Here is a 26,989-nt window from a genome sequence, read left to right on the forward strand (position 1 = left end):
GGAATTTTTAAAGAAAAGGGACAATTTGTCCCTATAAGTTGTAGAAAATTTTAATTTATTTTAGCACTATTTTCTGTTGTCTCACCGGCTAATTTAAGCCCTAATTCTTCAAAATTGGTTATCAGATCGTTAGATAAATTAAGCATGGCACTTTTATTATAAATATCAGGAGTTTCTACAATTTTAAATATTAAAGAGCGTTGTAAAGTACTGTAGGAGTTTATAGTTTTATTTAAATTCTGCACGCTTTCAACATCAATAAGATTTGAATTATCTTTTAAATAGTTTTGAAAATTATGTAATTCTTTTAAATGGTTTTAGAAAAATTTTGAATTCTCAGGCGTTATTGATATTTGCCAATCTAAAAATTCTTTTATGTCTTTAGTAGTAATATCTAGTTTACTAAAATCATTATCTTTACATGCTTTGACAAGTTGTAATAGAGCTTTTAATTTTATATTACCTGCCTGAATAAAACATTGAATAGGAGTCCAACCTAATAAATTTTTTAACTCTATATCAGCACCATATTGAATTAGAAGTTTTGCTACATAAATTTCCTTAGAAGAAAAAAAATCTCGGTTTATGAGTATATGTAAAGGAGTATTGCCGTCTTTATTTTGTATATTAGGATCTGCACCTTTTTCTAATAAGAATTGGGGTATATTATCATAAAGTACTTTTACGTCTTCAACAGAATAATGTAAGAATGTACAGCCATTATCTTTATTTTGACTATTAATATTAACGTCTTGGTCAAACGCAAGTTCAAAAAGTGGCTTTAACTGAACATCTTGGTAAAAAGGCAGAACTACTTTAAATCCATCAAATAAAATTTCTGGCGTAATATATGATGTTGAATTTAAAATATATGTTAGATAATTAAAAGGAATTTCTATATCCGTATCTATAAGATCAAATTTTATTTCTTCATTTTCTTCTATAATATTATTTTGATTTACTGGGAACATAGAGTGCTTATATTTATTTTTTATAAGCACTCTTATATACTAATTATTACTAAATAACAAGTTAATAATTTAAAGATTTTTTAAAGATTGAAATATTATAATTTAAAAATCTCTTACAAATTGCTGTGATCTAGCTATTTTCCTGTGAACACGAAATGGTAACGGGTTATATTTCGCTTTTTGCTCTTACAGGTTAAGCTAAAATCCTTATACTTATAAACATTTTACGTTCTCAATTCCTCAAACGAAGCGAAATGGTTGAAAAATCCTAACGCTAGTGGAGGTATGGGGTGGGGCGTTACCCACGGTAGCGTTTCGCAGGAAGTACCTTTTAAATTACAGACCCATAATTTTATGTAGATATATTATTACTATTAATATATAACTAATTTCTTAGTTATTATTTAGGAGAAATTATATGAAACTCAGTATAAGAATTAAAAGAGATACTGACTTAGGTAGAGAAAATGAACAAAAAATAATTTTAAAGCCAGGTTGTAAGTTCACCCTTGAGGAAGGAAGCTTTATTGACATTGAAAATGACACCTTGTGTAACTCTTATGTACTTCTTGGTATGGTAGATCTACGAACAATAACTTTAGCACCGCATTCTAAGCTCTCTATTGAATCAAGCTCTATTGGATTTAAAAATGATGATTTAGTTAATTATGTACTTACTCCTGATGATAACGGTTCATACGTACTTACTCCTAATATGACTATACTTAATTTATCTGGACTTAGGCTTGATTCAGACATACTTATTGGCAATACTGTACATACTCCATGGGAAGTATAAAAATTATCTAGAGTACTATTTACTGTGCCGTGTCTAATTCATAGTTAAAACTCTCTGTGAATATTCTATCCCAGTGTTTATTAAAGGTGTTTAGTGCCATATCTTTAAAGCCGAGAAGCGTGCCTTTATATTGGCTTTAGGTGTTAAGCTATATAGAAGCTGCAACCTACCACCGCCTAACCGCTTATATAAATAAAACATAAAGTTTAATTGACTTTTTTGGGGAGTTATATATAAAATTATACCCGAAGTAGCTAAGGCTATTTTGGGGCTTCAAAACCTCTTGTTACCATGGTGGGTATCTACCATTAAACGATACCATCCTCAACTATATTACGGTTGGGGTGACGATAGGCATGTCCAGAGCTTAGAGTATTACTTTAAGCTTAAAACCTATTGTGAACTGTTGGTAACGGTTTTTTTGAACTCCCCGACCACCAAGGATATGCTCTTCGGTGGTTAAAACTTAACTCAATTAAGTATAATGGGAGCAGAATATGACCACTCAAAACAATTTAATACCTCAATCAATCTTTTTATTAGAACCTCCTTATAATTCTAGAAGCCAAGAACTCACGACAGAAATTGCTGCTTATTGCGAAAAACATGAATTTGGCATGCTTGAAACATATTGAATTTACAAATCCTTTTGATCATGAAAGTTTGCGTAAATTAGTAAAACTTGTAATAGCTAAGGAAATCAAACCTGTTACGGTTATAATTAACGGGCTTTCTATTTATGAATCTATTAACAAAATATTATTGACAGTACTTGGTACACTTGAATTATCTGAGCTTATTAAAATTAGCACTTATTCGGTGACAAAAAATAGCATATACTAAGGCATTTAAATAACGAAGAGCATAATCTTATAGCTAAAGCTATGATTTTTGCTGAACAATATGGGTTTGATGAATGGAAAAGATTTGAATCAATATATCATAGAGCCGAAGCAAGTAATTAATATCACTTAATTAAAATCAAATTAATTCAAATTAAATAGAGGTTAAAATGCCTAATAGAAAAATAATAAACAAGACGAACCGGAAAAAGGTCTAAGAAAGAAAATAAAGGAGCAAATAGCAGAACCTTTAACCAAGGAAGACATAGAAAGAATAAACGAACGCTTAGAAGTATTAGAAAAAATGTACGAAGATTCTGAGGAGTAAATCTTAATTTTTCACTAGGTTCTGTGAACATTTCTAAAAAGCTTTTAGATTTTATAAATGTAACGACAAATGCGTATGGAAAAAGGTATAGTACCGGACAATTTTCGTTTTATGTCATTTCCGCGTGGTATCGTTGCGTGGATATCTAATCGTCATTGCGAGGAGAGAAGCGACGCGGCAATCCAGAGAAATAATAAAAAAATTCTATATCACTGAATTTACTGATAAGGTGGTCTTAAAAAGCGAAGTGTAAATATCTAGAACTATTTTTAGTAAAGAAATAATTAAAAGATTAATTTATTTGGCTTGAATATTAATTTAAATAATGTATATAGTTTATATTAGGAAGGCTATCTATACAACAAATACTATTGAATCCATAAATCGTCAAATTAGGGTAATTATTAGAACTATAGTGAATTCAAGTGAAGTTGAGACTAGGCACGAAGAGCAACGCCTATAATAATAGGTGAGCTACGAGTAACAACGTCCCGACTTCAAGTCAATTTACTATAAAGGTGCTTTCCCTAACGACGAAGCTGTTTTTTAGGCTAGTATTGCTGCTAAAAAAGGACTCTTCTTATTAGAGATTGGAAATTAGCACTAAATCAGTTCGCTATTTTATTCAGTAATTGAACTTACTTACGCAGACTTTTAGACATATTCTTTTAAAAACCATCCTATTTCCTTATATACAATTTAACTTGCAATAGGGCTTAATATATTATTTAGTTATTTAAAAATTAATATTTACATATTTATTAATTTACTGTATAATGCCTCCCAATAGTAAATTAATTTGCACTGGATAATATATTTGTTCATAGACTCACTGATTATCTATCTATATAGGCTCTCTTCTCTCCGCTGTTGTCAAATTTAATTCACTATATTTACATTTTAATTATTAAAGAAAAAATATTATGAATAAAAATTTGAAACGTCTTTTCGTTACAACCGCTATTATAACTAGTCTCGCTAGTACCAATAATGCACACGCTACGGGGTTAGTAACGCAATTTTGGGATGTAGTACACAATTTGAAGAATGCAAGAAATCCTTTTGAGAAAGTGGAGGCAGTAAAAGAAGTCAAGGAACATTTACAATATCGTCAGGAGTGGATTAATGAACCCGAGGATATGACAGGATCACTCCTGCTCAACACGAGCTTTATTAAAAAAACACTAATAGAACCAAAAGATGGAGAAAACAATCCGGAGGTAGAGGCTGTAATAGGAATTCTAAATGAATTGGAGCCATTAAGGCAAGCAGCAAAAAAAGAGAAAGAAGAGAAAGAGAAGCTTAAAGCACTGAAGCTGGAAAAAAAGCAAGCTCTAGAAGCACAGAAACGAGAAGAAGAGCAGAGGATAAAAGCTGACCTGGCACGGAAACAGCAGGAAGAAGCAGAGGCAAAACTTAAGAAAGAAGAAGCAAAGGAGAACGAACAAAAAAAATGGGAAGCAGAGAAGAAAGAGCTAAAAAGCCTCAGAGACTTAGTATTAGGATCACAACCATTAAATGATTTACAGAAGTTACAATTTACTGAGTTGGAAAGAAAAAGAAAAGAAAAATGAGCAAGCCGAGAAAATGGCAAAACAGAAACAACAGAGGGAAGCAGAGCAAGCAGAAAATGAAAAAAATGATAATCTGTGCCTCGATTTAGCGACAAATTTGAAAAATAGAGCAAAGGGTTTATGGGGCGATAAAATAGAAGAGGATAATGATGAGGATGATTATAAGGCGAATGATAGAGACAACAATCCTCAGCTGCCAAGCTATGAAAAAGATACGTATAATAATGTTCCGTTTACTCAGCTTTCACCTGCAAAGCAAGAAAAAATTATACAAGAATATAAAAAAGGAGAGCTTGAAAGATTTTACTATGAAAAGGCACAAGCCGAAACAACAAATAAAAAGAACACGTGGGAAAAGGTTCCTCCTGTAGTGAAAAAGGCTATAACAGATAAATACGCGGAAGATAAACAAAAAAAGATTATAGAATATTACTATATTAACTATTACAAGCATAATAAACGCAGCTTTGATCAACTTTCACTAGAGCAGAGGAAGCAAGTTGAAAGAGCTTTCAATAATTTTATTGATAAGGAAGAGGTTAAAGAATCCTACGAGTGGGAATGTGATAAAAATATACGTAAGATTCATAGTGAAGATCCGCAATTTAAATATAACGTTGCATTTTTTGAACTTAACAATGGGTTGCAGATTAGAAAAAAGGAAGAATATATTCAAAAGAAAGAAAATAAGGAAAGAAAAAAACAAGAAGATGCGGTAAAAGCAAAAAAAAGTGCAGAAGAGCAAGTGCAACGTACGAGAGAACTCAAAGAATTAATATTAAAAGTCGGAGCACCACCGCCACCACCAAATGCAGAAATAGGATTGCAAAACAATAAAATAAAAGAGCTCGAATCAAAAATAAGAGAAAACAAAACAAATAATGGCACGAAAGAAGAAAGAAAAAGGCTGAAAGAAGAACTAGAAAAATCAAAGGCAGAGCTAGAAGCACTGAAAAAAGAACAAGAAGAAGAAAGAATTCGTGTACTTAAAGAGAGAAATTAAAGGAAAAAGAAGAAGCAGAAAATGAAGCCGCAGAAGCAGAGAGAGTAAGGCTTGCTGAAGAGGAAGTAGAAAGACAAAGGTTAGAAGCAGAAAGGCTAGCAGAAGTAGAAAGACAAAGACTAGAAGCAGAAAGGCTAGCAGAAGTAGAAAGACAAAGACTAGAAGCAGAAAGGCTAGCAGAAGTAGAAAGACAAAGACTAGCAGATGAAGCTGCGGAAGCAGAAAGAGTAAGGCTTGAAAATGAAGCTGCGGAAGCAGCAATTGCTGAAGCTATAGAAACTGCAACAATGCAAACAGCAGCAAAAAAAGATGAAGAGATAGTGAATACAATGTATAATCCAACTATTGTTCATAATATGAATCAGCTGAACAGTAATATTATATCAAACAGAATTATGCATACAACTTTACCTGCGTCTGCAGTTGCTGCCGGTGATGAAGATGAAAAAGTTTTAGATAAAGGCATCTGGCTTGCTAGTATTTACGGTACTAATAAACAAGGAGTGCAAAAAGAATTTATTGGCTATAAAGGGCGTACTTCCGGTGGTACAATTGGTTTTGATGTTGGATTTGAGAATGTAAATGATCTGCTAGGAATTGCTTACACTAAACTCGATTCAAAGTTTAAATCTAAAGGTAAAAACTTAAATACTAAAATTGATAGCCATATAGTAGCTTTGTACGGCCAGAAAGAATTACCGAAAAACTTTATGATGCAAGCGATGTTTGCTTATAACCATAATATAATAAATAGTAAAATTAACCGTTTGGGTACTGTTGCCAACGGTAAATATAAAAATAATAATTACAATTTTGAAGGCTTGTTAAGTTATAATTATCTCTTGAATAGTAGTATTTCACTTACTCCAAATATTGGTATAAAGTACGGTTATTCTAAAGATGGTCAGTATCAAGAAGGTAATACCGGTATACAGAGTTTAAGCGTAGCAGCCAAAAAACATAATTTATGGAGCAGTGTTTTAGGTGGAAAAGTAATTTTAACTCCGCAAAAAATATATAAGAACATAAATATTACTCCGGCATTACAAGCATCTGTAGAAAATTACTTTCACAATACAAGTAAAAAACTTCATACTAAGGTAAAATGGAAAGATAAAGAAATCAATGAAACAGTTGCTTTACCAAAACAACCTAAAATAGGTTATAATATTGGTGCCAGCGTCTTGACGGAAAAAGATAAGGTAAGTGTTCTACTAGAATATAACTGCCACTTACAGAAGAAATATCAAAGCCATCAAGGTTTTATAAAGTTAAAAATTAATTTGTGATTTGTGAAGGTACTGTTACAAATATAGAGGAGAAGTAATATAAGGATAGGAAAGAAATTTAAGGGTATGTCAAGAAGTCGGTGTAAGTGTTGTATTTCTTCACATTTGGCACTGTCCAAATAAGTGTGTAAATTTCTCAAAGGTTGTATAGAAGAAAATATAACAAAAAGAGAAATTACAATGACACAGAAACAAAATGCTGCAATGGAACAAGCGATAGATTTATTGATCAATAATGATACAGATGTATCAATATTATTCAGGGAAGATGGTTTATTAAAAGAAATAACCAAGCGTCTTGTAGAGAGAGCTCTACAGTCTGAGATGAATAATCATTTAGGATATAGCAAGTACAATCAAAGTGATGCTCAGAATTCACGTAATGGTTATAACACAAAGAATCTGATTACAAAGAATGGTGCTGTTGAGATTGAAGTGCCAAGAGATAGAAATAGCAGTTTTGCACCATCATTAGTAGCAAAGCGTCAAAGAAGGCTTGATGGTTTTGATGATAAAGTACTATCTTTGTATGCTAAAGGTATGAGTTTATCAGATATAAAATTACAGCTTCAGGAGTTATATGGAGCTGATGTAAGCGAGAGTTTAATTAGCCAAATCACAGATGATATAATAGAGGATGTTAAGCTATGGCAAAGCCGTCCATTAGATCCAGTATATGCTATAGTATTTTTTGATTGTTTAATAGTAAAAGTACGTCAGGATAAACGGATTATCAATAAATCGGTATATGTTGCATTAGGTATTGATTTAGAAGGGCGGAAAGATATTTTGGGATTATGGATCAGTGAGAATGAAGGGGCTAAATTTTGGCTTGGAAATTTTACTGAGATGAAAAATAGAGGTATACAAGACATACTGATAGCATGTAGCGATAACCTTAATGGTATGTCTGAAGCTATAGGTGCTGTTTTTCCAAAGACGGAGCATCAATTATGTATTGTACATCAAATTAGAAATAGTTTACGATATGTATCATATAAGGACCGGAAAGAGCTTGCTGGTGATTTAAAACCTATTTATACACTAGCACAGAAAAAGAAGCACTTTCCGCTTTAGAGGCTTTTGAATCTAAATGGAATAAACAATATCCTCAAATTGCTAAATCTTGGTATGTTCACTGGGATAATTTAATGATTTTCTTAGGATACCCTGAAGAAATACGGAAAATAATTTATACAACAAATGCTGTGGAATCTGTTAATAGTCAACTCCGAAAAGTCACAAAAAATAAACGTGTTTTTCCAAATGATAATGCTGTTTTTAAAAGCTTATATTTGGCAATTGATTACATGACCAAAAAATGGTCCATGTCCATACCAAATTGGAACAAGGCTATGGCTCATTTTTTAATAAAATTTGACGAAAGAATCTAGGCTTTTGGAAAAGTTTACACACTTAATCGGGAAGACTCTTCATTTTACTTTGAAGTATAATGGTGATGTTGTTTTTAGTTAAGGCGTTGTTGCGTGGATCGGCAAACCTACTCAGTGTCATACCGCAACTTGATCGCGGTATCCAGAAAAATAATAAAAAAATTCTGTAAACTAGAGTTTTTTTCTTCCTTGCTTCGTCGAATTATTTCGTAATTTTCCTCGCAATAACGTTAATTTATTAACTACTCTGCTTTTAATTAGCAATACCTCCCAAAGAACTTCTAGAAAAGTATTGCAACACTAATTTTTCTCTCTATAATAACTGTATATTGAATTTATGAATATGCACATATTAACTTTCCAGTCTTTCTTTACTACTACAACCGGTTCAAGCCGGTAACAATATCTCTATATCTTTCTTTTAATTATATCCACCCTTTTAAATTAACTAATTATTATTAGGTAAGTTTTATGTTTCGTAAAATGCCACTTATTTTAATGGCTATTATCATAGCTATCATATTATTCAACCCACTAATGAGTTTAGAAGTAAAAAGGTTATTATATTCAATAAGTCTATCTATTAAATCTATAATTGGATTATTTCTTCCTTTAATTATTTTTGGCTTACTTTTTAAATCTGTTGTAATGCTAGCCAAAGATGCAACACGTATAGTTTTCTTAATATTATTACTAGTATGTGGGTCTAATTTTTGTTCTACTTTCATAAGTCATTATGTAGGTATATACATATATCAATTCGATTTATCAATGATCTCTCCTATAGAAAATGATAGTTTAAAGCCTTTATGGTTACTTAATTTTCCTAATATTATTTCTAATGATAAAATCGTATTTAGTAGTATTATCTTAGGCTTTATATCCTCAAAATTTTGTGCTGAGATTGCAATTGGATTGGCTTTCAAGATAGAAGCATTTGTTGCAAAAATATTGCGATTGTTTATCTATATAATTCCCTTATTTATAATGGGCTTTATCGTAAAACTACAGTTTGATGAAGTATTAGGTATAATTATTAAAGATTATATGTTCATTTTTGTGACAATCGCATTTGCTCAGTTTGGCTATATCTTTCTTGCTTATTTTATTTTAAGTAACTGTCGAGTTAAGGAATTCATAGCTAGCCTCAGTAATATGATGCCAGCATCTATAAGTGGATTTAGTGCTATGTCTAGTGTTATAAGTATGCCACTTAGTATAATAGGAGCGGAAAATAATACAAATAATAAAGCACTCGCTCGTACCGTTGTACCAATAACAGTAAATATTCATCTTGTTGGCGATTGTTTCGCTATACCGATTTTAGCTTATGCTATACTAAAAAGTTATGGATTAGCTGAGCCTACTTTATTTAATTATCTTATTTTTGCTTTTTATTTTGTATTGGCAAAATTTTCAGTAGCAGCCATACCAGGTGGCGGAATTATTGTAATGCTCCCTATACTTGAACAATATCTAGGTTTTAATACTAATATGATGTCTCTGATTACAGCTCTTTATATCTTGTTTGATCCTGTAATCACTTGTGCTAATGTTTTAGGAAATAGTGCTTTTGTTAAACTGATAGATAATATATATAGTGTAACTCAGAAAGCTTAGATTAGGTTTCTCAAAATACTCTAGGTTCTTGCGTGCGGAAAATTAAATTATTTGTATTTTTAGATATTTTTAAGCGGAAATTAATAAGAACGCAAGAACCTAATATCTCTTTTTCTTTTAAAGTAATTGTTGAATTATCTATATTTAATAAATGAGATATTTGTGTCCCTAGAATTGTTATTTTTTGTGAAGAATTAGTTAATTTTTGAACTGGATCTCAAATATTAATTAGATAATTGATTTAAAAGAGAAAAAGCATATAATCTTTGTGTAGGAAATTATATATTGAGTAATAAATTATGATGTGGTTATTAATTGCTATTGGTTTAACCGTTTCGGTTCTTATTATAGGGGTAGTGTCGATGGCTATCGGAGGAAAGTTTGATAAGAAATTTAGTTCAAAGTTAATGACTTTAAGAGTTTTTTTTCAGGCAGTTGCTATATTTTTATTGATTATAATATATTTTTATAAAGTTAAATTATAAATGCCTGAAAATAACTACTTAATTTATTTCTCCCATCTCTTCACGTATTTCTTCCCATTTGTCTAGAATTTCTTCTAATGTAACTTCTTCGACTTTTTTTTCTTCATCTTCAAAGTCCTTTAAATCTCTAATCAGTTTCTCTAGCTTTAATAATGAAATTTTTTTTTCATTATACTGATCGCTACAATGTTCTTCGAGTTGTTCGGCAATTTCTTCAATATCACCCCAATGCATTGCTATTCCTCCTTAATTTTATGCAAGCCTTATTTATTAACATGTTATCTGATATTTGCTATTATTTTTTACTAAATATTATTAATTCGACAAATTATTGCAAATAGTTGAGTTTATTATGCAACTATTGCCGGAATTAGGCAGGTTTGCTTTCTTTACATTTTGGTGGTTTTATGGTATATTAAAATAAAATATTAAGATTTAATTATGTCAATATTACCGATAGTAACAGCACCTGATGATAGATTAAAGCAGAAATCTCAACCGGTTTTAGAATTTACCGATCAAACACGAAAATTTATGGATGATATGGTTAAAACTATGTACCATGAAGACGGGGGAGGGCTTGCTGCCGTGCAGGTGGGAGTATTAAAACGTATTATGGTAATTGATATAAAGGATCATGATCCGATAGAAAGACCAAAAGATTTCTATCCGCTGTTTATAGTAAATCCTGAAATAATAGAAAAATCAGAAGAGCTAATTACGGCTAATGAAGGTTGTATCTCAGTACCGGAGCAACGTATTGAGGTGGCAAGACCGGAATCTATAAAGATTAGGTATTTAGACTATCACGGTAAATCGCAAGAGCTTGAAGCAAATGATTGGCTTGCAAGAGTTATCCAGCATGAGTATGATCATTTGGAAGGTAAGCTCATGATTGATTATTTAAGTAATTTAAAACGAGATGTGGTGCTTCGTAAGCTCAAGAAACTTAAAAATAATATAGTGTGAAAGTAATCTTTATGGGAACGCCTGAATTTGCAGTTCCCGCTCTTAAAAAACTTATAACTCATCATGAAGTTAAAGCTGTTTTTGCCCAGCAACCTAAAGCTAAGGGCAGAGGACTTAACTTAGCTAAATCCCCCATACATCAATTAGCATTTGAACATCAAATTCCTGTTTATACTCCTTCTACTCTTCGTAATGATAAAACAATAAATCTAATTAATAAGATTAATGCTGATATTATAGTTGTTATTGCATATGGTTTTATTGTGCCGAAAGCTATATTAGAAGCTAAAAAATACGGCTGTCTTAATATCCATCCATCCGATTTGCCTCGTCACAGAGGAGCGGCTCCTCTGCAGCGTACTATTATAGAGGGTGATCGGAAAAGTAGCGTATGTATTATGCGTATGGATGCAGGGCTTGATACAGGTGATATATTGATGAAAGAAGATTTTGATTTAGAAGAAAGGACAACCCTAGAAGAGCTGCACAATAAATGTGCTAATTTAGGAGCTGAATTACTAATAAAAACACTTGCAAATATTGATAATATAGTACCGATAAAACAGTCAAGTGATGGCGTTACGTATGCTCATAAATTAACTAAAGAAGAAGGAAAAATTAATTGGTATGAATCCGCATATAAAATAGATTGTAAAATAAGAGGGATGAATCCCTGGCCCGGAGCATATTTTAGTTATAATGATAAAATAATTAAAATCCTTGAAGCAGAATATTTAAATGCGGAGCATCACTTTACTTCCGGCACCGTTATTAGTGATAAGCTGGAAATAGCTTGTGGAAGCGGTATATTACGAGTGAAAAAACTTCAGCAAGAGAGTAAAAAAGCTTTGAATATAGAAGAATTTTTACGTGGTACAAATATTTTAAAAGATACAATATTAAAATAATTAGGAACTGAAAATCTAAACAAAAAGCCGACAAAGCCTACTCTAAAAAGAGGTTAAAATAACTTTAGCCCATCTCATAAAAAATAAAATTAAAATTATTTGAAATTAGTATTTGACAAGCTTTAAAAATGTAGATATAAAATCATCACGCAAGGTTTGAAACTTAAACTTTGTAGCTGTTTGAAAAGTTGATAAAGCTAAAAAACTAAATATACCGCGATAATAAAAATTTATATCGTGAGTAGATACTGAAAATAATTGTGAAATTAATTCTGTATGCATCGTGTAATCTCAAGTTAAAAGCGTAAGTAAATATAATAAGAGCATTTGGTAGATGCCTTGGCACTAGAAGGCGATGAAGGACGTAATACGCTGCGATAAGCTTCGGGGAGTTGCGAATAAATTTTGATCCGAAGATTTCCGAATGGGGAAACCCACCTAATTTATTAGGTATTGTATAGTGAATACATAGCTATATGAGGCAAACCCAGCGAACTGAAATATCTAAGTAGCTGGAGGAAAGGACATCAACCGAGACTCCGTTAGTAGTGACGAGCGAACGCGGACCAGGCCAGTGGCTTCAAAAAAATAACTAAAACAACATGGAAAGGTTGACCATAGAAGGTGATAGTCCCGTATAGGTAAAAAGTTTGAAGTCCTTGAGTAAGGCGGGACACGTGAAATCCTGTTTGAACATAGGGGGACCACCCTCTAAGCCTAAGTACTCTCTAGTGACCGATAGTGAACAAGTACCGTGAGGGAAAGGTGAAAAGTACCCCGACAAGGGGAGTGAAATAGTATCTGAAACCAAATGCTTACAAGCAGTCGGAGCAAGCGTATTTATATGTCTTGTGACGGCGTACCTTTTGTATAATGGGTCAGCGACTTAGTTTATCTAGCAAGCTTAAGCCGTTAGGTGTAGGCGTAGCGAAAGCGAGTCTGAATAGGGCGTTTAGTTAGATGAATTAGACCCGAAACCGGGTGATCTAGCCATGGCCAGGTTGAAAGCAGAGTAAAATCCGCTGAAGGACCGAACCCACTACTGTTGAAAAAGTAGGGGATGAGCTGTGGTTAGGGGTGAAAGGCCAATCAAACTCGGATATAGCTGGTTCTCCGCGAAATCTATTTAGGTAGAGCGTTATAGCGATTACCGTCGAAGGTAGAGCACTGAATGAGCTAGGGGGTCCCACAGACTTACCAAACTCAATCAAACTCCGAATGTCGACGAGTACAGCATAGCAGACAGACTATGGGTGCTAAGGTCCATAGTCGAGAGGGAAAAAGCCCAGACCGCCATCTAAGGTCCCTAAATCATGACTAAGTGTTAAAGGATGTGAGAAAACCAAAACAACTAGGATGTTGGCTTAGAAGCAGCCATCATTTAAAGAAAGCGTAATAGCTCACTAGTCTAAATAAGTTTTCTTGCGCCAACAATGTAACGGGGCTCAAGTCATGTACCGAAGATGCGGATTTATGCATTTGGCATAAATGGTAGCGGAGCGTTCCGTAAGCCTGTGAAGGTAAACCGTAAGGTTTGCTGGAGGTATCGGAAGTGAGAATGCTGACATAAGTAGCGATAAAGAATGTGAGAAACATTCTCGCCGAAAGTCCAAGGGTTCTTGCGTAAAGTTAATCTGCACAAGGTTAGTCGGCTCCTAAGATGAGGCTGAAAGGCGTAATCGATGGGAATCAGGTTAATATTCCTGAACCTGAAGGATGTGACGAAAATAGTAAATTGTACAGTCTTATTGGATTGATTGTGCAGTGAATATTTTCCAGGAAATAACACCTTCATTATAGACCGTACCCGAAACCGACACAGGTGGACAGGTAGAGTATACCAAGGCGCTTGAGAGAACGATGCTGAAGGAACTAGGCAAATTGCATCTGTAACTTCGGAAGAAAGATGACCTGTATATGGGCAACCATGTGCAGGTGGCACAAGCTAGGGGGTAGCGACTGTTTATTAAAAACACAGGGCTCTGCAAAGTCAATAGACGACGTATAGGGTCTGACGCCTGCCCAGTGCTGGAAGATTAAAAGGAGGGGTGCAAGCTCTGAATTGAAGTCCCAGTGAACGGCGGCCGTAACTATGACGGTCCTAAGGTAGCGAAATTCCTTGTCGGGTAAGTTCCGACCCGCACGAATGGCGTAACGATTTCCCCACTGTCTCCAGTATCGACTCAGCGAAATTGAATTCTCCGTGAAGATGCGGAGTTCCCGCGGTCAGACGGAAAGACCCCGTGAACCTTTACTATAGCTTTGCACTGGTGTTAGGAATCAGATGTGCAGGATAGGTGGGAGACTACGAAGCGAAGGCGTCAGCCTTTGTGGAGTCACCCTTGAGATACCACCCTTTTGGTTCTTGACATCTAACCGAGATCCTTGAATCAGGATCCGAGACAATGCATGGTAGGTAGTTTGACTGGGGCGGTCGCCTCCCAAAGAGTAACGGAGGCGTGCGATGGTTAGCTCAGGTTGGTCGGAAATCAACTTTTAGAGTGCAATGGCATAAGCTAGCCTGACTGCGAGTCTGACAAGACGAGCAGAGACGAAAGTCGGTCATAGTGATCCGGTGGTCCCGAGTGGAAGGGCCATCGCTCAACGAATAAAAGGTACTCCGGGGATAACAGGCTGATGATTTCCAAGCGTCCATAGCGACGAAATCGTTTGGCACCTCGATGTCGGCTCATCACATCCTGGGGCTGGAGAAGGTCCCAAGGGTTCGGCTGTTCGCCGATTAAAGTGGTACGTGAGCTGGGTTTAGAACGTCGTGAGACAGTTCGGTCCCTATCTGCCGTGGGTGTAGGAAGTTTGAGAGGATCTGCCTTTAGTACGAGAGGACCGAGGTGGACGTACCCCTGGTGGACCAGTTGTCGTGCCAACGGCACAGCTGGGTAGCTAAGTACGGAAGGGATAACCGCTGAATGCATCTAAGCAGGAAACCCACCTCAAAACTAGACTTCCCCATTAGAGCCGTGGAAGACCACCACGTTGATAGGTCAGGTGTGGAAGCACAGTAATGTGTGTAGCTAACTGATACTAATAGCTCGATTGATTTACTTTGCTGTGAGATTACATATGCATATAGTGTTAATTCTATAAAAATGTAGTATCAACTCACAAAGTTATCAGGTTAAATTAGCTTTACCAATGAATAAAAATGTTGTTGCACAGCTAATAATGTTATACCGTGGTCCCGCCACGGTATCTAGAAAAATTTTTAATATTTAGATTCTTGCTTCCGCAGGAATGATAAATTTAGTCATGCAACAACATTAACAGCAAACTATAATACAAATCTATCTTTTTAAAAGTTTGTATTGCTAGCTTGGTGGTTATAGCATGAGTGAAACACACGATCCCATCCCGAACTCGAACGTGAAACCTCATAGCGCTAATGGTACTATGTCATAAGGCATGGGAGAGTAAGTCGCTGCCAAGCTTGCAATGCAAATTTTTAATTATCTTTTTTCTCTTTATGAGATATTTTATATTCATAATTCTCATCCTCTTCTATATTAGTAATGCTTATGCATTAAAGAATAAACATCAACTTATTTCCATAGAATCGCTAAAATCTAACATAGAAATTAAAAAGTTATTTAAAGAAAAAAATACTGAGCAATTTATTTTAGAGTTACCAAATGGCACAGTAATTAATGAAGGTGGAATTTTAACTCAAGAAGGTTATATTCTACAAGATACTCAAACAAGCTTAGGTGATCAACATCGTTTATTAAATAAGAAGCGAGATATTAATACAGAAAATCCTTTATATTTTAATGGAAAATTAGCAGTAATTTCATCTTCTTGTTCTGAAAATTGGTATCATTGGCTGCTACAAATTTTGCCTAGATTAATTATATTAAAAGAATCGGATCTTGAATATGACCGTATCTATATTAATAATTTAAAATATTCATGGCAAATTAAGTCATTAGAAATAGTATTAAATTATTTAAATATACCGGAAGATAAGCTTTTTGTAGTAAATAGCGATTGTATAATTCAAGCTACTAGACTAATTGTTCCATCTGTACCGTTTATTCCGGTAAAAGGTACAATTTTGCCTTTATGGTTAAAAAAAGATTTAAGAAATATTTTTATTAAAGATAATAGTAAAGCATACGATAAAATATATATTTCTCGTAAATACGCTTCTACCAGGAAAATAGTTAATGAAGAAGAATTAATAGAAAAAATTGAGAAACTTGGTTTTAAGGTAATATATCTAGAGCTATCCTCCCCGTATGAACAGGCCCAGCTTTTTAATAAAGCAAAAATAATAGTTGGACCGCATGGATCAGGATTTGCTAATCTTATTTTTGCGGCTCCAAAATGTAAACTAGTAGAGATTGATCACGGCACAACTCCTCCTAGAAGTTTTTATAAAAGAATGGCAAATTATATGTCATGTGATTATTATCCTTTTTACGTAGATCAGACAACAGAAAGAGCATTTAGAAGATGATATAAAAATCAATATTGATGAATTTATTAAATTTCTTAGGCCTATCTGTAAATAAATTTTAATTAGCTTTAAAATGTATTCCAGCTTCCACAGGAATGATATTAGAATCTGATTTCATACTACAAAGTAACTTTTTCTAAACAATAAAACAAAATAATTTGACTTCAAGGTATGCGATATATTATTAACGGATTACATATAATCTTATTAAGAGTTACAAAATGTCTGAAGTTTTTGTTAAGGATTTGATTGTTTTTATAACAGGTGCTAACCGAGAGAAAGGTATAGGACGAGCTCTTGTTGAAGAAGCAATAAAAAGAGGAGGAAAAAAGTTTATGCTACGGCACGGAATATCTCTCAATTAGATGATCTAGTTGCAAAATTTCAAGGAAAAATAGTTCCTGTTGAACTGGATGTAACTAACTTAGAGCAAATTAAAAAAGTTGTTCAAATGGCTAATGATACTCAGGTTTTAATAAATAATTCCGGAGCATTAGGGATTGCCCGGTTGTATTCGTAACTACGACGAAAAAATAGCCCGCCAAGAGATGGAGGTTAATTATTTTGCTCCACTGCATCTTATAAATGCCTTTTCAGAAAATCTTATAAAAAATAATAATTGTGCTATAGTTAACATTATTTCTATCGGAGGGCTATATCCTTCTCCTGTATATGTTACTTATTCAGCTTCAAAGTCAGCTCTATATTCTTTGACTCAAGCTATTAGGATAGAAATGATGATGTATACTCGCTGAATTTGAAAAATTGGCTACGTCGTCTTTTGCTGATAATCCTCACGTACTAGTATGTACGCTGCGGTTATCAGCTTCAAGACTCCTTGCTCTTTTCCAAATTGAGCTTCGTCTACCAATTCTTCATTTACTCGGAGTATATTCGCATTTAATTCCTGTTTTTGGTGTTTATCCCGGTCCTATTGATACTGATATGGCTAAGGATATTGAAGTGAAGAAAGAAACTTCTGCTAATGTAGCTCTGCGTGTTTTTGACGCTATGGAGCAAGGTATATTAGATATTACAACAGATGCATTATCTGATAATTTTATAAGTTATTTAAACAAAGATCCCAAACTTATTGAAGTACTTAAGAAAGAGTTTAATAGAAATAAATATTATGACTGATACTAACTTAAATAAAGCAATATCTTATTACATAGCCATGCGTGATAAAAATTTTGAAGAAATGGCTTCATGTTTACATCCTAACATTAATTTTATAGGTCCATTATCGATTATGGACGGTAAAGAATCAGTTGTGGAAGCTGCAAAAAATTTTTCGATGTTTTTTTAAAATCTTACAATTCGTGAAAAGTTTCATAATGGAGATAAGGTTATGTTAGCATTGGATTTTGATTGTCCTGAACCTATAGGTATTTTTAGGGGAGCTTCGTTACTATCTTTTAATGAAAATCTTATTTCTCGTATAGAATTATTTTACGATGCTCGTCCTTTTGAAAAGAAAAAAGAAGAGATTTTTAATTAAAATCAATTCTTAAAGTCATTCTCTAGCAAATAAGATTCGCTATTCATTTCATTTAGTCTTGAAATAGTGCGTTTGAATTCTGCGGCTCGAGCTGAACCTTGATATATTTTATTTGGGCTATCTTCTAAGCTCATAAATAAGAGTATTTTATAGAAATAAGCATTATCGATAAAATTGATAAATCTAACAGCTGTATTTGTATCATCAGATGGAATGATTTGAACGTTCTTAACTATAATAACGTTGAAATTTTGACAAATATTACCATAATCGATATAGCTTAAGTCTCTTGTAAATAATTCATTATAATCTGTTACTAGTATTCTTTTATGTACTTTTTGAAAGGATATTTCTCTACCTAGAACCTGTATATTTTGAGAAATAAGATTATTATCACTAATATCTGTGATAATTTCTTCAAGCTTATTTTGATTTTCTAAAGTTAAGGGATAAATTATCCTTGCTCCTTTAACTCCTAATGCTTTATCAAATCGATAATCATGGTGATTATCTAGATATTTAACGTAAAATGTATTGTTGATTATCTTTATAAAAGGTAAGAAAGATTCTCGTTGTAATCCGTCTTTGTAAAGATTATTGGGACTCGTGTTAGAGGTTATAAAAATAAAAATATTTTGCTTTATTAATTCATTAAATAATCTACCTATTATCATTGCATCGGTAATGTCTTTAATTTCAAACTCATCTATACATAACAGTTTAGTATGTTTAGCATAGTTTTTAGCAATTTTAGGGATGATATCTTTTTGATTTTCTGTTTGTAATTTATGCATAGATTTATGAATTTCCTGCATAAAGTTCTGATAATGGATAATGATTTTAGATATGCTTATCTCTTCAAAAAAAGAATTCATGAGCATAGTCTTACCGCTGCCCACCGGACCGTATAAATAAATTCCGCTTTTTAAGCTGTTTTGATTAAAGAATTTGAATAAGCTTTTAGGCTTATTAAGTTCTGCTGCAAGCTGTTTTAATTCTTCTAGTAAAGCAGCTTGTTTTGAATCTAGTATTAATGAAGTAGAGGATTTGCTCATCCAAAATATTTTTTATCTAGTTTGTTATAGGTTTTTTCTAAAATCAGTAAATATATTTTAATATTTTCAAAAACTTGTTTTGCATCTTCATATTTGTAAACATGAGAGGTAACATTTCGATCTTTAAGTATTTCGAGCCACATTTGCTCATCATCAATTATGTTAAATTGAAAGGCTTTACTCATTACATCTCTTGGAGTAGTACTATCAATTTCCTCGTAAGTTAATATTTTTTTTAAAACTTTCCAAAATAGTTCTATTACGAATTCAAATCGCTGAATAGCAGCATCTAAAAAAATAGGATCTTTATCTATTTTAGTTCTTTCTATAACCTCATGTAAGCACTGTATAGCTTGTCCTAGTGTTTTAAAATAATCTTGCCAAAATATTTTTTCCATTAGAATTTCTCCTTTTTTATAAAGAATTTTTTTAAAATCAATGATATTTTGTTTAAATTTATCATCATCATTTAATGTATCGAATCGTACACAATCTATTTTTAGAAGTGTATCTGCATCATATATTATTTCTAAAACTTGCTGCCAGTCCTCTTTACTTGCATTAGGGCAAAGAATGGCGATATCAATATCCGCTCTCTCATGATTATCCCCTCGCCCGCGTGAGCCAAAAAGCCAAATCTCCTCGATAAAAGGTAATTTAGTAAGATTTGTTAAAAAAGAATATTCTGTGATACTATTCATACTTTCCTATACAAAACTGTTGCATCGCCATAGCTGAAAAAACGCATTTTTTCTTTTATAGCATATTTATATAATTCATGCATCTCTTTAAAGCCGGCAAAAGCACATATAAGCATAAATAAAGTAGATTTAGGGAAATGGAAATTAGTAAGCAGCATATCGGTCGTTTGAAATTTAAAGCCGGGAGTTATAAAAATATCAGTTTCAAAACTACCCGCTTTTACGACGCCGTTATTGCAAGAACTCTCAAGAGTTCTAAGTGTTGTAGTGCCGACTGCGATAATACGCCTCCTTTCTTGCTTTGCTTTGTTGATGATTTCAGCAGTTTCAGGAGTAATAGAGCAATATTCGGTGTGTATTTTATGCTCATGAATATTTTCGGTTTTTACAGGTAAAAAAGTTCCTGCTCCCACATGTAAGGTTACAAAAGCGATTTGCACGCCTTTTGCTTTAAGCTTATCAAGTATTTCCTTAGTAAAATGCAACCCTGCCGTCGGTGCTGCAACTGACCCTTCTATTTGACTGTAAATTGTTTGATAGCGTAGAGAGTCTAGCTTATCGTCATTGCTAGGCGTCCTTTTGGACTCCGTGGCAATCTCAGGATTTTGTGATGAGATTGCTTCGTCAGAACTCTCTTCTTCCTCGCCATGACGTTTAGAACGTCTAATATAAACCGGTAGCGGCATCTCACCGTATTTGTCCAAAAATTCAAATACCGAAATATTATCAAGTTCAAATTTTACTTTAATCTCACCCATTGCAAATTTTTCGGTAATTATTACCTTATGATTATCAGAATAAAACTCATCGCCTATATTAAGTTTTCGAGCCGGTTTAGCAAAAGCCGACCAACTATCATCCGATAATTTTTGATTCAAATTTATTGTAATATTTCTCTCTAAATTTAACTTTGCTTTTATCACTTTGCTATTATTAAAGACTAATAAATCCCCTTCTTTTAAGTAATCTATTATATTGTAGAATTTGGTTTTAATAGGTGGTGTAGTAGCAATTAGTAAATCCGAGTTATCACGTTCACTAGCCGGATATTGTGCTATAAGTTCAGTTGGTAAATCAAAGTCAAAGTCAGATAGTTTCATTATAGAATATTAGCAGTTAAAGAAATGATTATAATAACATATTACGATATTTAATATAAGGCTTTATTTTGTTGTTCTAAAATTTCTAGAATAGCAAATGATCCAGTAAATGCTATATATAATGCTGCAATAGATTTACTGAAACTAAACGGGTTTCAAGTTCAAGTAACAGGAGAAGCAGAGGAACTACCGGCTTAGTTTGAAGGTTGAGGTCGGTATTATGTCACGTAAGGTTTGCTTGCGTGTATACTAAAGGTCGTCATTGCTAGGCGTCCTTTTGGACTCCGTGGCAATCTCAGGATGCTTGACAAGATTGTCACGTCGCTTCGCTCCTCGCAATGACGGGGCGGTATCCACGCAGGCAACACATCCTCACACTATCAATCCTTTAACTTGGGAGTTCCATAATTTTTGATATAGCTTACTATTTTTTAGTAATTCTGCGTGGCTACCATCATCGATTATACTACCTTTTTCAAAGACTAAAATCCTATCCATATTGAGTAAAGTAGATAATCTATGAGCAATAACTATCACGGTTTTATTTTGCATTAAATAATCCATTGACTCTTGAATCAGACTTTCCGTTTCGCTATCTAAGCTACTTGTTGCTTCATCAAGAATCAAAATAGGAGCATTTTTTAAGATGGCTCTTGCTATGATAATTCTTTGACGCTGACCGCCGGATAAATTATTTCCTCGTTCTCCACACATAGTATCGTAACCGTCTGGTAGATTATCGATAACATCATGAATATGTGCAGCTTTTGCAGCAATTATAACCTCCTCAAGAGTAGCTTCTTTTTTTCCGTATCGGATATTGTCTAAAATAGTACGATGAAAAAGTACCGGCTCTTGCGGTATAAGGCTAATGGCTTTTCTTAAAGAATCTTGAGTTACGTTTTTAATATTTTGGTTATCTATTAAAATCATTCCGTCTTCTATATCATGTAATCTCGTGAGCAAACTAATAAAAGTGGTTTTCCCTGAACCGGAAAAACCAACTAGTCCCACTTTTTGCTTACTTGGAATTAATACCGATTTATTACGAAATAAATTATTATTATGGTGATAATTAAAGGTAACATTTCTAAATTCAATAATCCCTTCTTTGATATCTAAAGGAGTAGCGTTTTCAATATCCGTTATAATATGCGGTGCCATTAGGGATAAGCCTTGATTAAATGCCCCGATCTGCTCGAACATATCACCGATTTCTTGTGTTAAATCCCAAATATCGTCTGCTACATTTATACATAATGTTAGCACTAATACGCAATCACCTATGCTTATAGATAATTCACTACGAAGTTTAGATAAATAATAAATCATTATAAAGATCATTATTGAACAAGAAGTCCCAAGAGCATAACGCAGTTTGAACATGAAGAACTGCATAGTTTGTTCATCGGCTACGGCATTTTCTACTCTTGTTTCTAGATGTTGACGTTCAAATTTATGGGCTGTAAACATTCTAACCGCATTAATGTTGCTAATTGCATCTACGATACTACCGGCAACAAAAGATTGGCTTCTAGCATAATTTAATGAGTATTTATTGATTTTATCCGAGAAAAGAACACTCAGCCCTAAAAAAACCGTAATCCATAAAATAAATATCGTAGCAAAAACGTAATGTACGGAATATAAAGCAATTAATGCAAATACGATAATAGCTAGTTTACGAAGAATTTTTTCGCCGAATATTGAAATAATCATCTCAAACGATCTTGCGGTTTCGGTAATACGATTGCTAATATGTCCTGCTAGATTATCCTGAAAGAATTTATGGCTATGATATTGAGTATAATTATAAAGTTCATTTAGTATTTTTCCTTTTATTACGGGCATAGTCTTTAGATACAAATAATCATATGAACGATATGCTATATTAATACTCTCCCACCAAAGAGCATAAAATACTGCCCAGTAAATCATGGAAGATAAAAGGTTATTTGCGTTCTCATCACTGAAAGATTCGATTAGATCAATAATTTTCTGAAGTAATATACTATCAATTGCCGGAATCATACCGAGTAAAATACAGATTACAGTCAATAAAGTAATTTTAACTTTATCGAATTTTAAAAAATAAATACCTAAGCTAAATGTTGATTTAGATAAAGTAGGGTATTTTATCACGATAATGTACCTCAATTTTAAAATAATATATTAATTCGTGTTATTTCAGAGCATATTTTAATTTAATTATTTTGCAAAAATATACCTAAAAATATTAAATCTATGGAAAAATAATAAACAAGCCTTGCTTCTTACCTTAAATAATGCTACAAAATTCAGAAAATAACTTCAAAATCATTAGAAATGCAAGAAAAAGAATTATCTAATAATTTTTTAGAAGAACAAGAAAAGTCTAAGGAAGACGATTCTCCGTTCTTTGATGTAAAATATATTTGTCAAGCAAGTTTATTAATTACGGATTCTATCCGAAAAGGGTATGATGTAACTCAATTGCCCAATGGTGATATTAATGTTACAGAAGTAAGAATAGTAAATGTTCATTATAATTGGAACTCCGAAAAAGGAAAATTTGTTAAAACTAATCAGATAGAATTTAATAATAGCAAAGGCGGCTGATTAAATCAAATATTGTATTGATGTTATTGTGTACTTCAGTTTTTTCGTCATTGCAAGCGGGCATTGCCCGTGTGATACCAAATCGTCATTGCGAGCAGCCGTAGGCTGCGTGGCAATCTCATGAATAATAAGAAATTCCTGAGATTGCTTCGTCAAAATTTTCAATTTTTTCTCGCAATGACGTTGATTCTTAAAACAGCAGCTTAAGTATGGAATTTGATCAAGTATTATTATCGAGGATTCAGTTTGCTTTTACCATAAGTTTTCATATAATATTTCCTGCTTTTACTATAGGGCTTGCAAGCTTTTTAGCAGTAATTGAAGGGTTATGGTTAAAAACAAAAAAGCCGGTTTATCAAGAAATATACAAATTTTGGGTGAAGATTTTTGCCGTTACTTTCGGTATGGGAGTAGTTTCGGGCGTTGTAATGTCTTATCAATTCGGTACTAACTGGTCGAATTTTTCAGATAAGGTTGGAAATGTCCTCGGTCCGCTTCTCGGTTTTGAAGTATTTACTGCCTTTTTCCTCGAATCTTCTTTTTTAGGTATAATGTTATTCGGCTTTAATAAAGTTAGTAAAAAAGTACATTTTATTTCTACGTTAATAGTTGCTGTTGGTACTGTAATCTCAGCTTTTTGGATACTTGCAGCTAGTAGCTGGATGCATACGCCTGCTGGTTATGAACTGCGAGGCGATGGGTTCTTTTTCCCTTTAAATTGGCTAGAAATTATCTTTAACCCTTCTTTCCCATATCGTTTTTTCCATATGATTACGGCGGCTTATTTAACTACTTCTTTTGTTATCGGTGGTGTAGCTAGCTTTTATTTACTAAATAATCGTTATAAAGAGCATGCTAAAATTATGCTTTTTATGGCAGTGTTAATGGCGTTAATCGTTGCACCTATTCAAATATTTATCGGTGATTTGCATGGTTTAAATACTCTTAAATATCAGCCGGTTAAAGTTTCGACTATGGAAGGTATTTGGAATACGGAAAAAGGAGCAGCTTTTAATCTTATCGGCTTTCCTGATGGGGAAGAAGAAAAAACAAAATATGCTGTAGAAATACCTTATGCTAGTAGTTTAATCTTAACACATAGCTTAGACGGTGAAGTGAAAGGATTAAAAGAATGGTCAAAAGAAGAGCGTCCGCCTGTGCTAGTCGTATTTTTTAGCTTCCGTATTATGATAGGAATCGGTTTCTTAATGGTATTTACAGGTATTGCGGGCTTATATCTTTACTTGAAGAAAAGATTATATGCTACGAAATGGTTTCAATATTGGTATATATTAATGTCACCTTCAGGTTTTATTGCAGTACTTGCCGGTTGGTTTGTAACCGAGGTAGGTAGACAACCTTATATAGTATATAATATTTTAAAAACCGCAGATACGGTATCACCGGTACTCGGCAAATATGTATTTATTTCTCTAATTGCTTTTGTAGTAGTATATGTGATCATTTTCGGAGCGGGTATATATTATATAATGCATTTAATAAAGAAAGGTATAGAAGCGATAGATAATAAAGAAACGTACGGAGAGATCGGTTTGAATAACCCATTATTAGAAAAGTAAAATAGTTTTTACTTAAATATATCAGAATGAGTGCCTGTGCGTTCAAAAATTATACATTCATTATCAATTTTATAGATTAGTAACCAATTGGGTTCTATGTGACATTCTCTTCGACCTATAAAATTTCCGATTAGTTGATGATCTCGATATTTAATAGGTAAAGCTGTTTTATTAACTAATAATTCTATAAGCATTTTTAGTTTATTTAGGTCTTTGCCTCGCTTAATTGCTAGTTTTATATCTTTTTCAAAAGATTTAGTATAGATAGGTCTAAACACAACTTAAATACCAAGTTTTTTAAACATTTTCTTTGTGTTATTAGAGGCAATTAGTCCGATTTTATTATCAGTTGATTCAAATGTTTTTAGAGTAACGGCATTGGGAATTTTTATTGTAGTAGGCCATTTATGTTCGCGTGCTACGTACTTATATAGCATAGTAACCGCTTGTGTAGGAGTGATGCCAAGCTCATCAAGCACGTTTTCTGCTTCTTCTTTTAATTCCGGATCAACTCGTGCTCTTATGAAAGCTGATTTAGTCATACAATTACTTGAAATTTAACAATGATTACTACTATATTAGTAGCACAAATGAGATACATTAGCAAGAATATTTGTAACCTTATCTAAAAGAACTCTACAAAAAGAAGAAAAAAATGTATATACTAATATCGTAAATGATATAATTTAAAGAAAAACCTAATGTTAAACTTTGCACCTTATATAGATTTACCGCTTATTTGGGGTGGTCTTATAGCTACCGCTATTTGTTTATATGTTTTATTAGACGGTTTTGATTTAGGAGTAGGAATCTTATTTCCGTTTGCACCTACCGATGATTGCCGTCATAAAATGATCAATTCTATTGCTCCTTTTTGGGACGGTAACGAAACTTGGTTAGTACTTGGCGGCGGCGGTTTATTTGCAGCTTTCCCGCTGGCATATTCGCTATTAATGCCGGCTTTATATATTCCTATTGCATTGATGTTACTTGGCTTAATCTTTCGAGGTGTAGCTTTTGAATTCCGTTTTAAGGCTCATATAGGTCATCGTTATATTTGGGATTACGCTTTTCATTTTGGTTCTATGCTTGCTGTTTTTTGTCAAGGTTTAATGCTTGGTACGTTTGTCCAAGGAATAGAGATAGAAGGACGAGAATTTGCAGGAGGGAGCTTTGATTTTCTTACTCCCTTCTCCGTTATGACGGGGATAGCATTAATATTCGGTTATGCACTCTTAGGTGCTACTTGGCTTATTCTGAAAACAGAAAAGAAAACACAAGATTGGGCTTATAAATCTGCCTTATATATTTTATTTTACGTTGCACTTTTTATGGGGCTTGTAAGCTTATGGGTTCCTTTCTTAAATAACCACATAAATCATCGTTGGTTTAGTGTACCTAATATTCACTATTTATCGATTGTACCTATTGTAACTGCTTTAATATTTATTAAGTTAATTAAAGCCGTTAAGCAAAAAAAAGAAGTAAAGCCGTTTATTTATACGATCTTGTTATTTTTATTAGGATATTTAGGGCTTGCAATAAGTATATGGCCATATATCGTTCCTTATAAAGTTACGCTCGAAACCGCAGCAGCAGCACCGGAGTCACAGTCTTTACTGTTGATAGGGGCGGGGATATTCCTACCTGTCATACTTGGCTATACTTTCTATTGTTATTATATATTCCGTGGCAAATCATCTCATCATCCGATATATTAAAAAAATAACCTCTTGTCTAAAAGGGTGGCAATGGTTTATTATTCTATGGCTCAGCGGATTATTATCCACGCTACTTT

At 33.3% G+C, this 26,989-nt stretch carries 29 protein-coding genes, 2 rRNA genes and 1 pseudogene; 23 read left to right on the plus strand and 9 right to left on the minus strand.

All coding sequences use genetic code 11. The annotated features are described in order from the left end of the window. Positions 1–50: 50 nt before the first annotated feature. Positions 51–245, minus strand: a complete 195-nt coding sequence (locus RF_RS08020) for a hypothetical protein (protein WP_049749303.1) — start codon at positions 243–245, stop codon at positions 51–53. A 72-nt stretch (positions 246–317) separates the two neighbouring features. After that, positions 318–971 (minus strand): ankyrin repeat domain-containing protein, encoded by a 654-nt coding sequence (locus tag RF_RS01690; protein WP_049749304.1) that lies wholly within the window; start codon positions 969–971, stop codon positions 318–320. A 418-nt stretch (positions 972–1,389) separates the two neighbouring features. Here RF_RS01690 and RF_RS01695 point away from each other — a divergent pair, with 418 nt between their 5' ends. From RF_RS01695 to RF_RS01730, 10 genes and pseudogenes are all read left to right on the plus strand, one after another. Further along, a complete protein-coding gene (locus tag RF_RS01695) occupies positions 1,390–1,770 on the plus strand; it encodes a hypothetical protein (RefSeq protein WP_011270660.1) in 381 nt (126 codons plus the stop codon). Positions 1,771–2,267: 497 nt separating this feature from the next. Then, positions 2,268–2,405: a hypothetical protein gene (locus RF_RS11190; protein WP_231564258.1), complete on the plus strand. Its 138-nt coding sequence runs from the start codon at positions 2,268–2,270 to the stop codon at positions 2,403–2,405. Beyond that, complete coding sequence (locus tag RF_RS11195) at positions 2,392–2,613, plus strand: hypothetical protein (protein WP_231564257.1); 222 nt, start codon at positions 2,392–2,394, stop codon at positions 2,611–2,613. Before RF_RS11190 ends, RF_RS11195 begins: the two co-directional genes overlap by 14 nt. A gap of 1,250 nt (positions 2,614–3,863) precedes the next feature. Next, positions 3,864–4,514 (plus strand): hypothetical protein, encoded by a 651-nt coding sequence (locus tag RF_RS01705; RefSeq protein WP_011270662.1) that lies wholly within the window; start codon positions 3,864–3,866, stop codon positions 4,512–4,514. Beyond that, positions 4,459–5,517, plus strand: coding sequence for a hypothetical protein (locus RF_RS01710; RefSeq protein ID WP_011270663.1), 1,059 nt, complete (start codon positions 4,459–4,461; stop codon positions 5,515–5,517). Before RF_RS01705 ends, RF_RS01710 begins: the two co-directional genes overlap by 56 nt. 287 nt (positions 5,518–5,804) lie before the next feature. Further along, positions 5,805–6,806, plus strand: a complete 1,002-nt coding sequence (locus tag RF_RS01715) for an autotransporter outer membrane beta-barrel domain-containing protein (RefSeq protein ID WP_011270664.1) — start codon at positions 5,805–5,807, stop codon at positions 6,804–6,806. Between the two features lie 180 nt (positions 6,807–6,986). After that, a pseudogene (locus RF_RS01720) lies at positions 6,987–8,200 on the plus strand (IS256 family transposase). A gap of 537 nt (positions 8,201–8,737) precedes the next feature. Further along, positions 8,738–9,820 (plus strand): cation:dicarboxylate symporter family transporter, encoded by a 1,083-nt coding sequence (locus RF_RS08585; RefSeq protein WP_231564283.1) that lies wholly within the window; start codon positions 8,738–8,740, stop codon positions 9,818–9,820. Positions 9,821–9,852: 32 nt separating this feature from the next. Beyond that, on the plus strand, positions 9,853–9,975 hold the full coding sequence (locus tag RF_RS11200; protein ID WP_081427741.1) for a peptide deformylase: 123 nt from the start codon (positions 9,853–9,855) through the stop codon (positions 9,973–9,975). 144 nt (positions 9,976–10,119) lie between these two features. Continuing rightward, on the plus strand, positions 10,120–10,305 hold the full coding sequence (locus RF_RS01730; RefSeq protein WP_011270667.1) for a twin transmembrane helix small protein: 186 nt from the start codon (positions 10,120–10,122) through the stop codon (positions 10,303–10,305). Positions 10,306–10,323: 18 nt separating this feature from the next. On the opposite strand, the gene iscX is transcribed toward RF_RS01730, so the two are convergent. Continuing rightward, positions 10,324–10,539, minus strand: a complete 216-nt coding sequence (iscX, locus tag RF_RS01735; RefSeq protein ID WP_041405309.1) for a Fe-S cluster assembly protein IscX — start codon at positions 10,537–10,539, stop codon at positions 10,324–10,326. Positions 10,540–10,746: 207 nt separating this feature from the next. On the opposite strand from iscX, the gene def reads away from it, so the two are divergent. The 10 genes from def to RF_RS10450 all read left to right on the plus strand — a co-directional run bounded on the left by def (position 10,747) and on the right by RF_RS10450 (position 18,157). Next, positions 10,747–11,274 (plus strand): peptide deformylase, encoded by a 528-nt coding sequence (gene def / locus RF_RS01740; RefSeq protein WP_011270668.1) that lies wholly within the window; start codon positions 10,747–10,749, stop codon positions 11,272–11,274. Continuing rightward, the gene (fmt, locus tag RF_RS01745; protein ID WP_011270669.1) at positions 11,271–12,182 is read left to right on the plus strand and encodes a methionyl-tRNA formyltransferase; all 912 of its coding nucleotides are present in this window, start codon (positions 11,271–11,273) and stop codon (positions 12,180–12,182) included. The genes def and fmt overlap by 4 nt, the downstream gene beginning before the upstream one ends. A gap of 306 nt (positions 12,183–12,488) precedes the next feature. Next, a 23S ribosomal RNA gene (locus RF_RS01750) occupies positions 12,489–15,249 on the plus strand. Positions 15,250–15,512: 263 nt separating this feature from the next. Further along, a 5S ribosomal RNA gene (rrf, locus tag RF_RS01755) occupies positions 15,513–15,627 on the plus strand. A gap of 36 nt (positions 15,628–15,663) precedes the next feature. Further along, positions 15,664–16,656: a glycosyltransferase family 61 protein gene (locus tag RF_RS11205; protein ID WP_231564255.1), complete on the plus strand. Its 993-nt coding sequence runs from the start codon at positions 15,664–15,666 to the stop codon at positions 16,654–16,656. Between the two features lie 221 nt (positions 16,657–16,877). Beyond that, positions 16,878–17,021, plus strand: a complete 144-nt coding sequence (locus tag RF_RS10440; RefSeq protein ID WP_156110737.1) for a hypothetical protein — start codon at positions 16,878–16,880, stop codon at positions 17,019–17,021. A gap of 135 nt (positions 17,022–17,156) precedes the next feature. After that, complete coding sequence (locus tag RF_RS08035; RefSeq protein WP_011270670.1) at positions 17,157–17,411, plus strand: SDR family NAD(P)-dependent oxidoreductase; 255 nt, start codon at positions 17,157–17,159, stop codon at positions 17,409–17,411. A gap of 10 nt (positions 17,412–17,421) precedes the next feature. Further along, positions 17,422–17,796 carry a Rossmann-fold NAD(P)-binding domain-containing protein gene (locus RF_RS10445; RefSeq protein WP_011270671.1) on the plus strand — a complete coding sequence of 125 codons (375 nt, stop codon included), beginning with the start codon at positions 17,422–17,424 and terminating at the stop codon, positions 17,794–17,796. Next, the gene (locus tag RF_RS09690; protein WP_143549669.1) at positions 17,789–17,965 is read left to right on the plus strand and encodes a nuclear transport factor 2 family protein; all 177 of its coding nucleotides are present in this window, start codon (positions 17,789–17,791) and stop codon (positions 17,963–17,965) included. Before RF_RS10445 ends, RF_RS09690 begins: the two co-directional genes overlap by 8 nt. Before the next feature lie 42 nt (positions 17,966–18,007). After that, entirely contained in the window at positions 18,008–18,157 is a 150-nt protein-coding gene (locus RF_RS10450) for a hypothetical protein (protein WP_156110736.1), read from the plus strand. 2 nt (positions 18,158–18,159) lie between these two features. On the opposite strand, the gene zapE is transcribed toward RF_RS10450, so the two are convergent. The 4 genes from zapE to RF_RS01790 all read right to left on the minus strand — a co-directional run bounded on the left by zapE (position 18,160) and on the right by RF_RS01790 (position 23,155). After that, positions 18,160–19,212 carry a cell division protein ZapE gene (gene zapE / locus RF_RS01775; protein WP_011270672.1) on the minus strand — a complete coding sequence of 351 codons (1,053 nt, stop codon included), beginning with the start codon at positions 19,210–19,212 and terminating at the stop codon, positions 18,160–18,162. After that, complete coding sequence (locus RF_RS08595; RefSeq protein WP_011270673.1) at positions 19,209–19,913, minus strand: HI0074 family nucleotidyltransferase substrate-binding subunit; 705 nt, start codon at positions 19,911–19,913, stop codon at positions 19,209–19,211. The genes zapE and RF_RS08595 overlap by 4 nt, the downstream gene beginning before the upstream one ends. Then, positions 19,910–21,013, minus strand: coding sequence for a tRNA preQ1(34) S-adenosylmethionine ribosyltransferase-isomerase QueA (gene queA, locus RF_RS01785; protein ID WP_011270674.1), 1,104 nt, complete (start codon positions 21,011–21,013; stop codon positions 19,910–19,912). Before queA ends, RF_RS08595 begins: the two co-directional genes overlap by 4 nt. Before the next feature lie 372 nt (positions 21,014–21,385). Next, a complete protein-coding gene (locus tag RF_RS01790; protein ID WP_011270675.1) occupies positions 21,386–23,155 on the minus strand; it encodes an ABC transporter ATP-binding protein in 1,770 nt (589 codons plus the stop codon). Positions 23,156–23,338: 183 nt separating this feature from the next. Between RF_RS01790 and RF_RS01795 the strand changes: the two genes are divergently transcribed. Together RF_RS01795 and RF_RS01800 are read left to right on the plus strand one after the other, a co-directional pair. After that, a complete protein-coding gene (locus RF_RS01795; protein ID WP_010976947.1) occupies positions 23,339–23,611 on the plus strand; it encodes a DUF2671 domain-containing protein in 273 nt (90 codons plus the stop codon). A 209-nt stretch (positions 23,612–23,820) separates the two neighbouring features. After that, positions 23,821–25,191, plus strand: coding sequence for a cytochrome ubiquinol oxidase subunit I (locus tag RF_RS01800; protein WP_011270676.1), 1,371 nt, complete (start codon positions 23,821–23,823; stop codon positions 25,189–25,191). Between the two features lie 8 nt (positions 25,192–25,199). On the opposite strand, the gene RF_RS01805 is transcribed toward RF_RS01800, so the two are convergent. Further along, on the minus strand, positions 25,200–25,469 hold the full coding sequence (locus RF_RS01805) for a type II toxin-antitoxin system YafQ family toxin (RefSeq protein ID WP_011270677.1): 270 nt from the start codon (positions 25,467–25,469) through the stop codon (positions 25,200–25,202). Positions 25,470–25,472: 3 nt separating this feature from the next. Next, positions 25,473–25,733 (minus strand): type II toxin-antitoxin system RelB/DinJ family antitoxin, encoded by a 261-nt coding sequence (locus RF_RS01810; RefSeq protein WP_011270678.1) that lies wholly within the window; start codon positions 25,731–25,733, stop codon positions 25,473–25,475. Positions 25,734–25,892: 159 nt separating this feature from the next. Here RF_RS01810 and cydB point away from each other — a divergent pair, with 159 nt between their 5' ends. Further along, positions 25,893–26,912 carry a cytochrome d ubiquinol oxidase subunit II gene (gene cydB, locus RF_RS01815; RefSeq protein ID WP_011270679.1) on the plus strand — a complete coding sequence of 340 codons (1,020 nt, stop codon included), beginning with the start codon at positions 25,893–25,895 and terminating at the stop codon, positions 26,910–26,912. The last annotated feature ends 77 nt before the right edge of the window (positions 26,913–26,989 follow it).

Source organism: Rickettsia felis URRWXCal2 (assembly GCA_000012145.1).
In the GTDB taxonomy this organism is placed as follows: Bacteria; Pseudomonadota; Alphaproteobacteria; order Rickettsiales; family Rickettsiaceae; genus Rickettsia; species Rickettsia felis.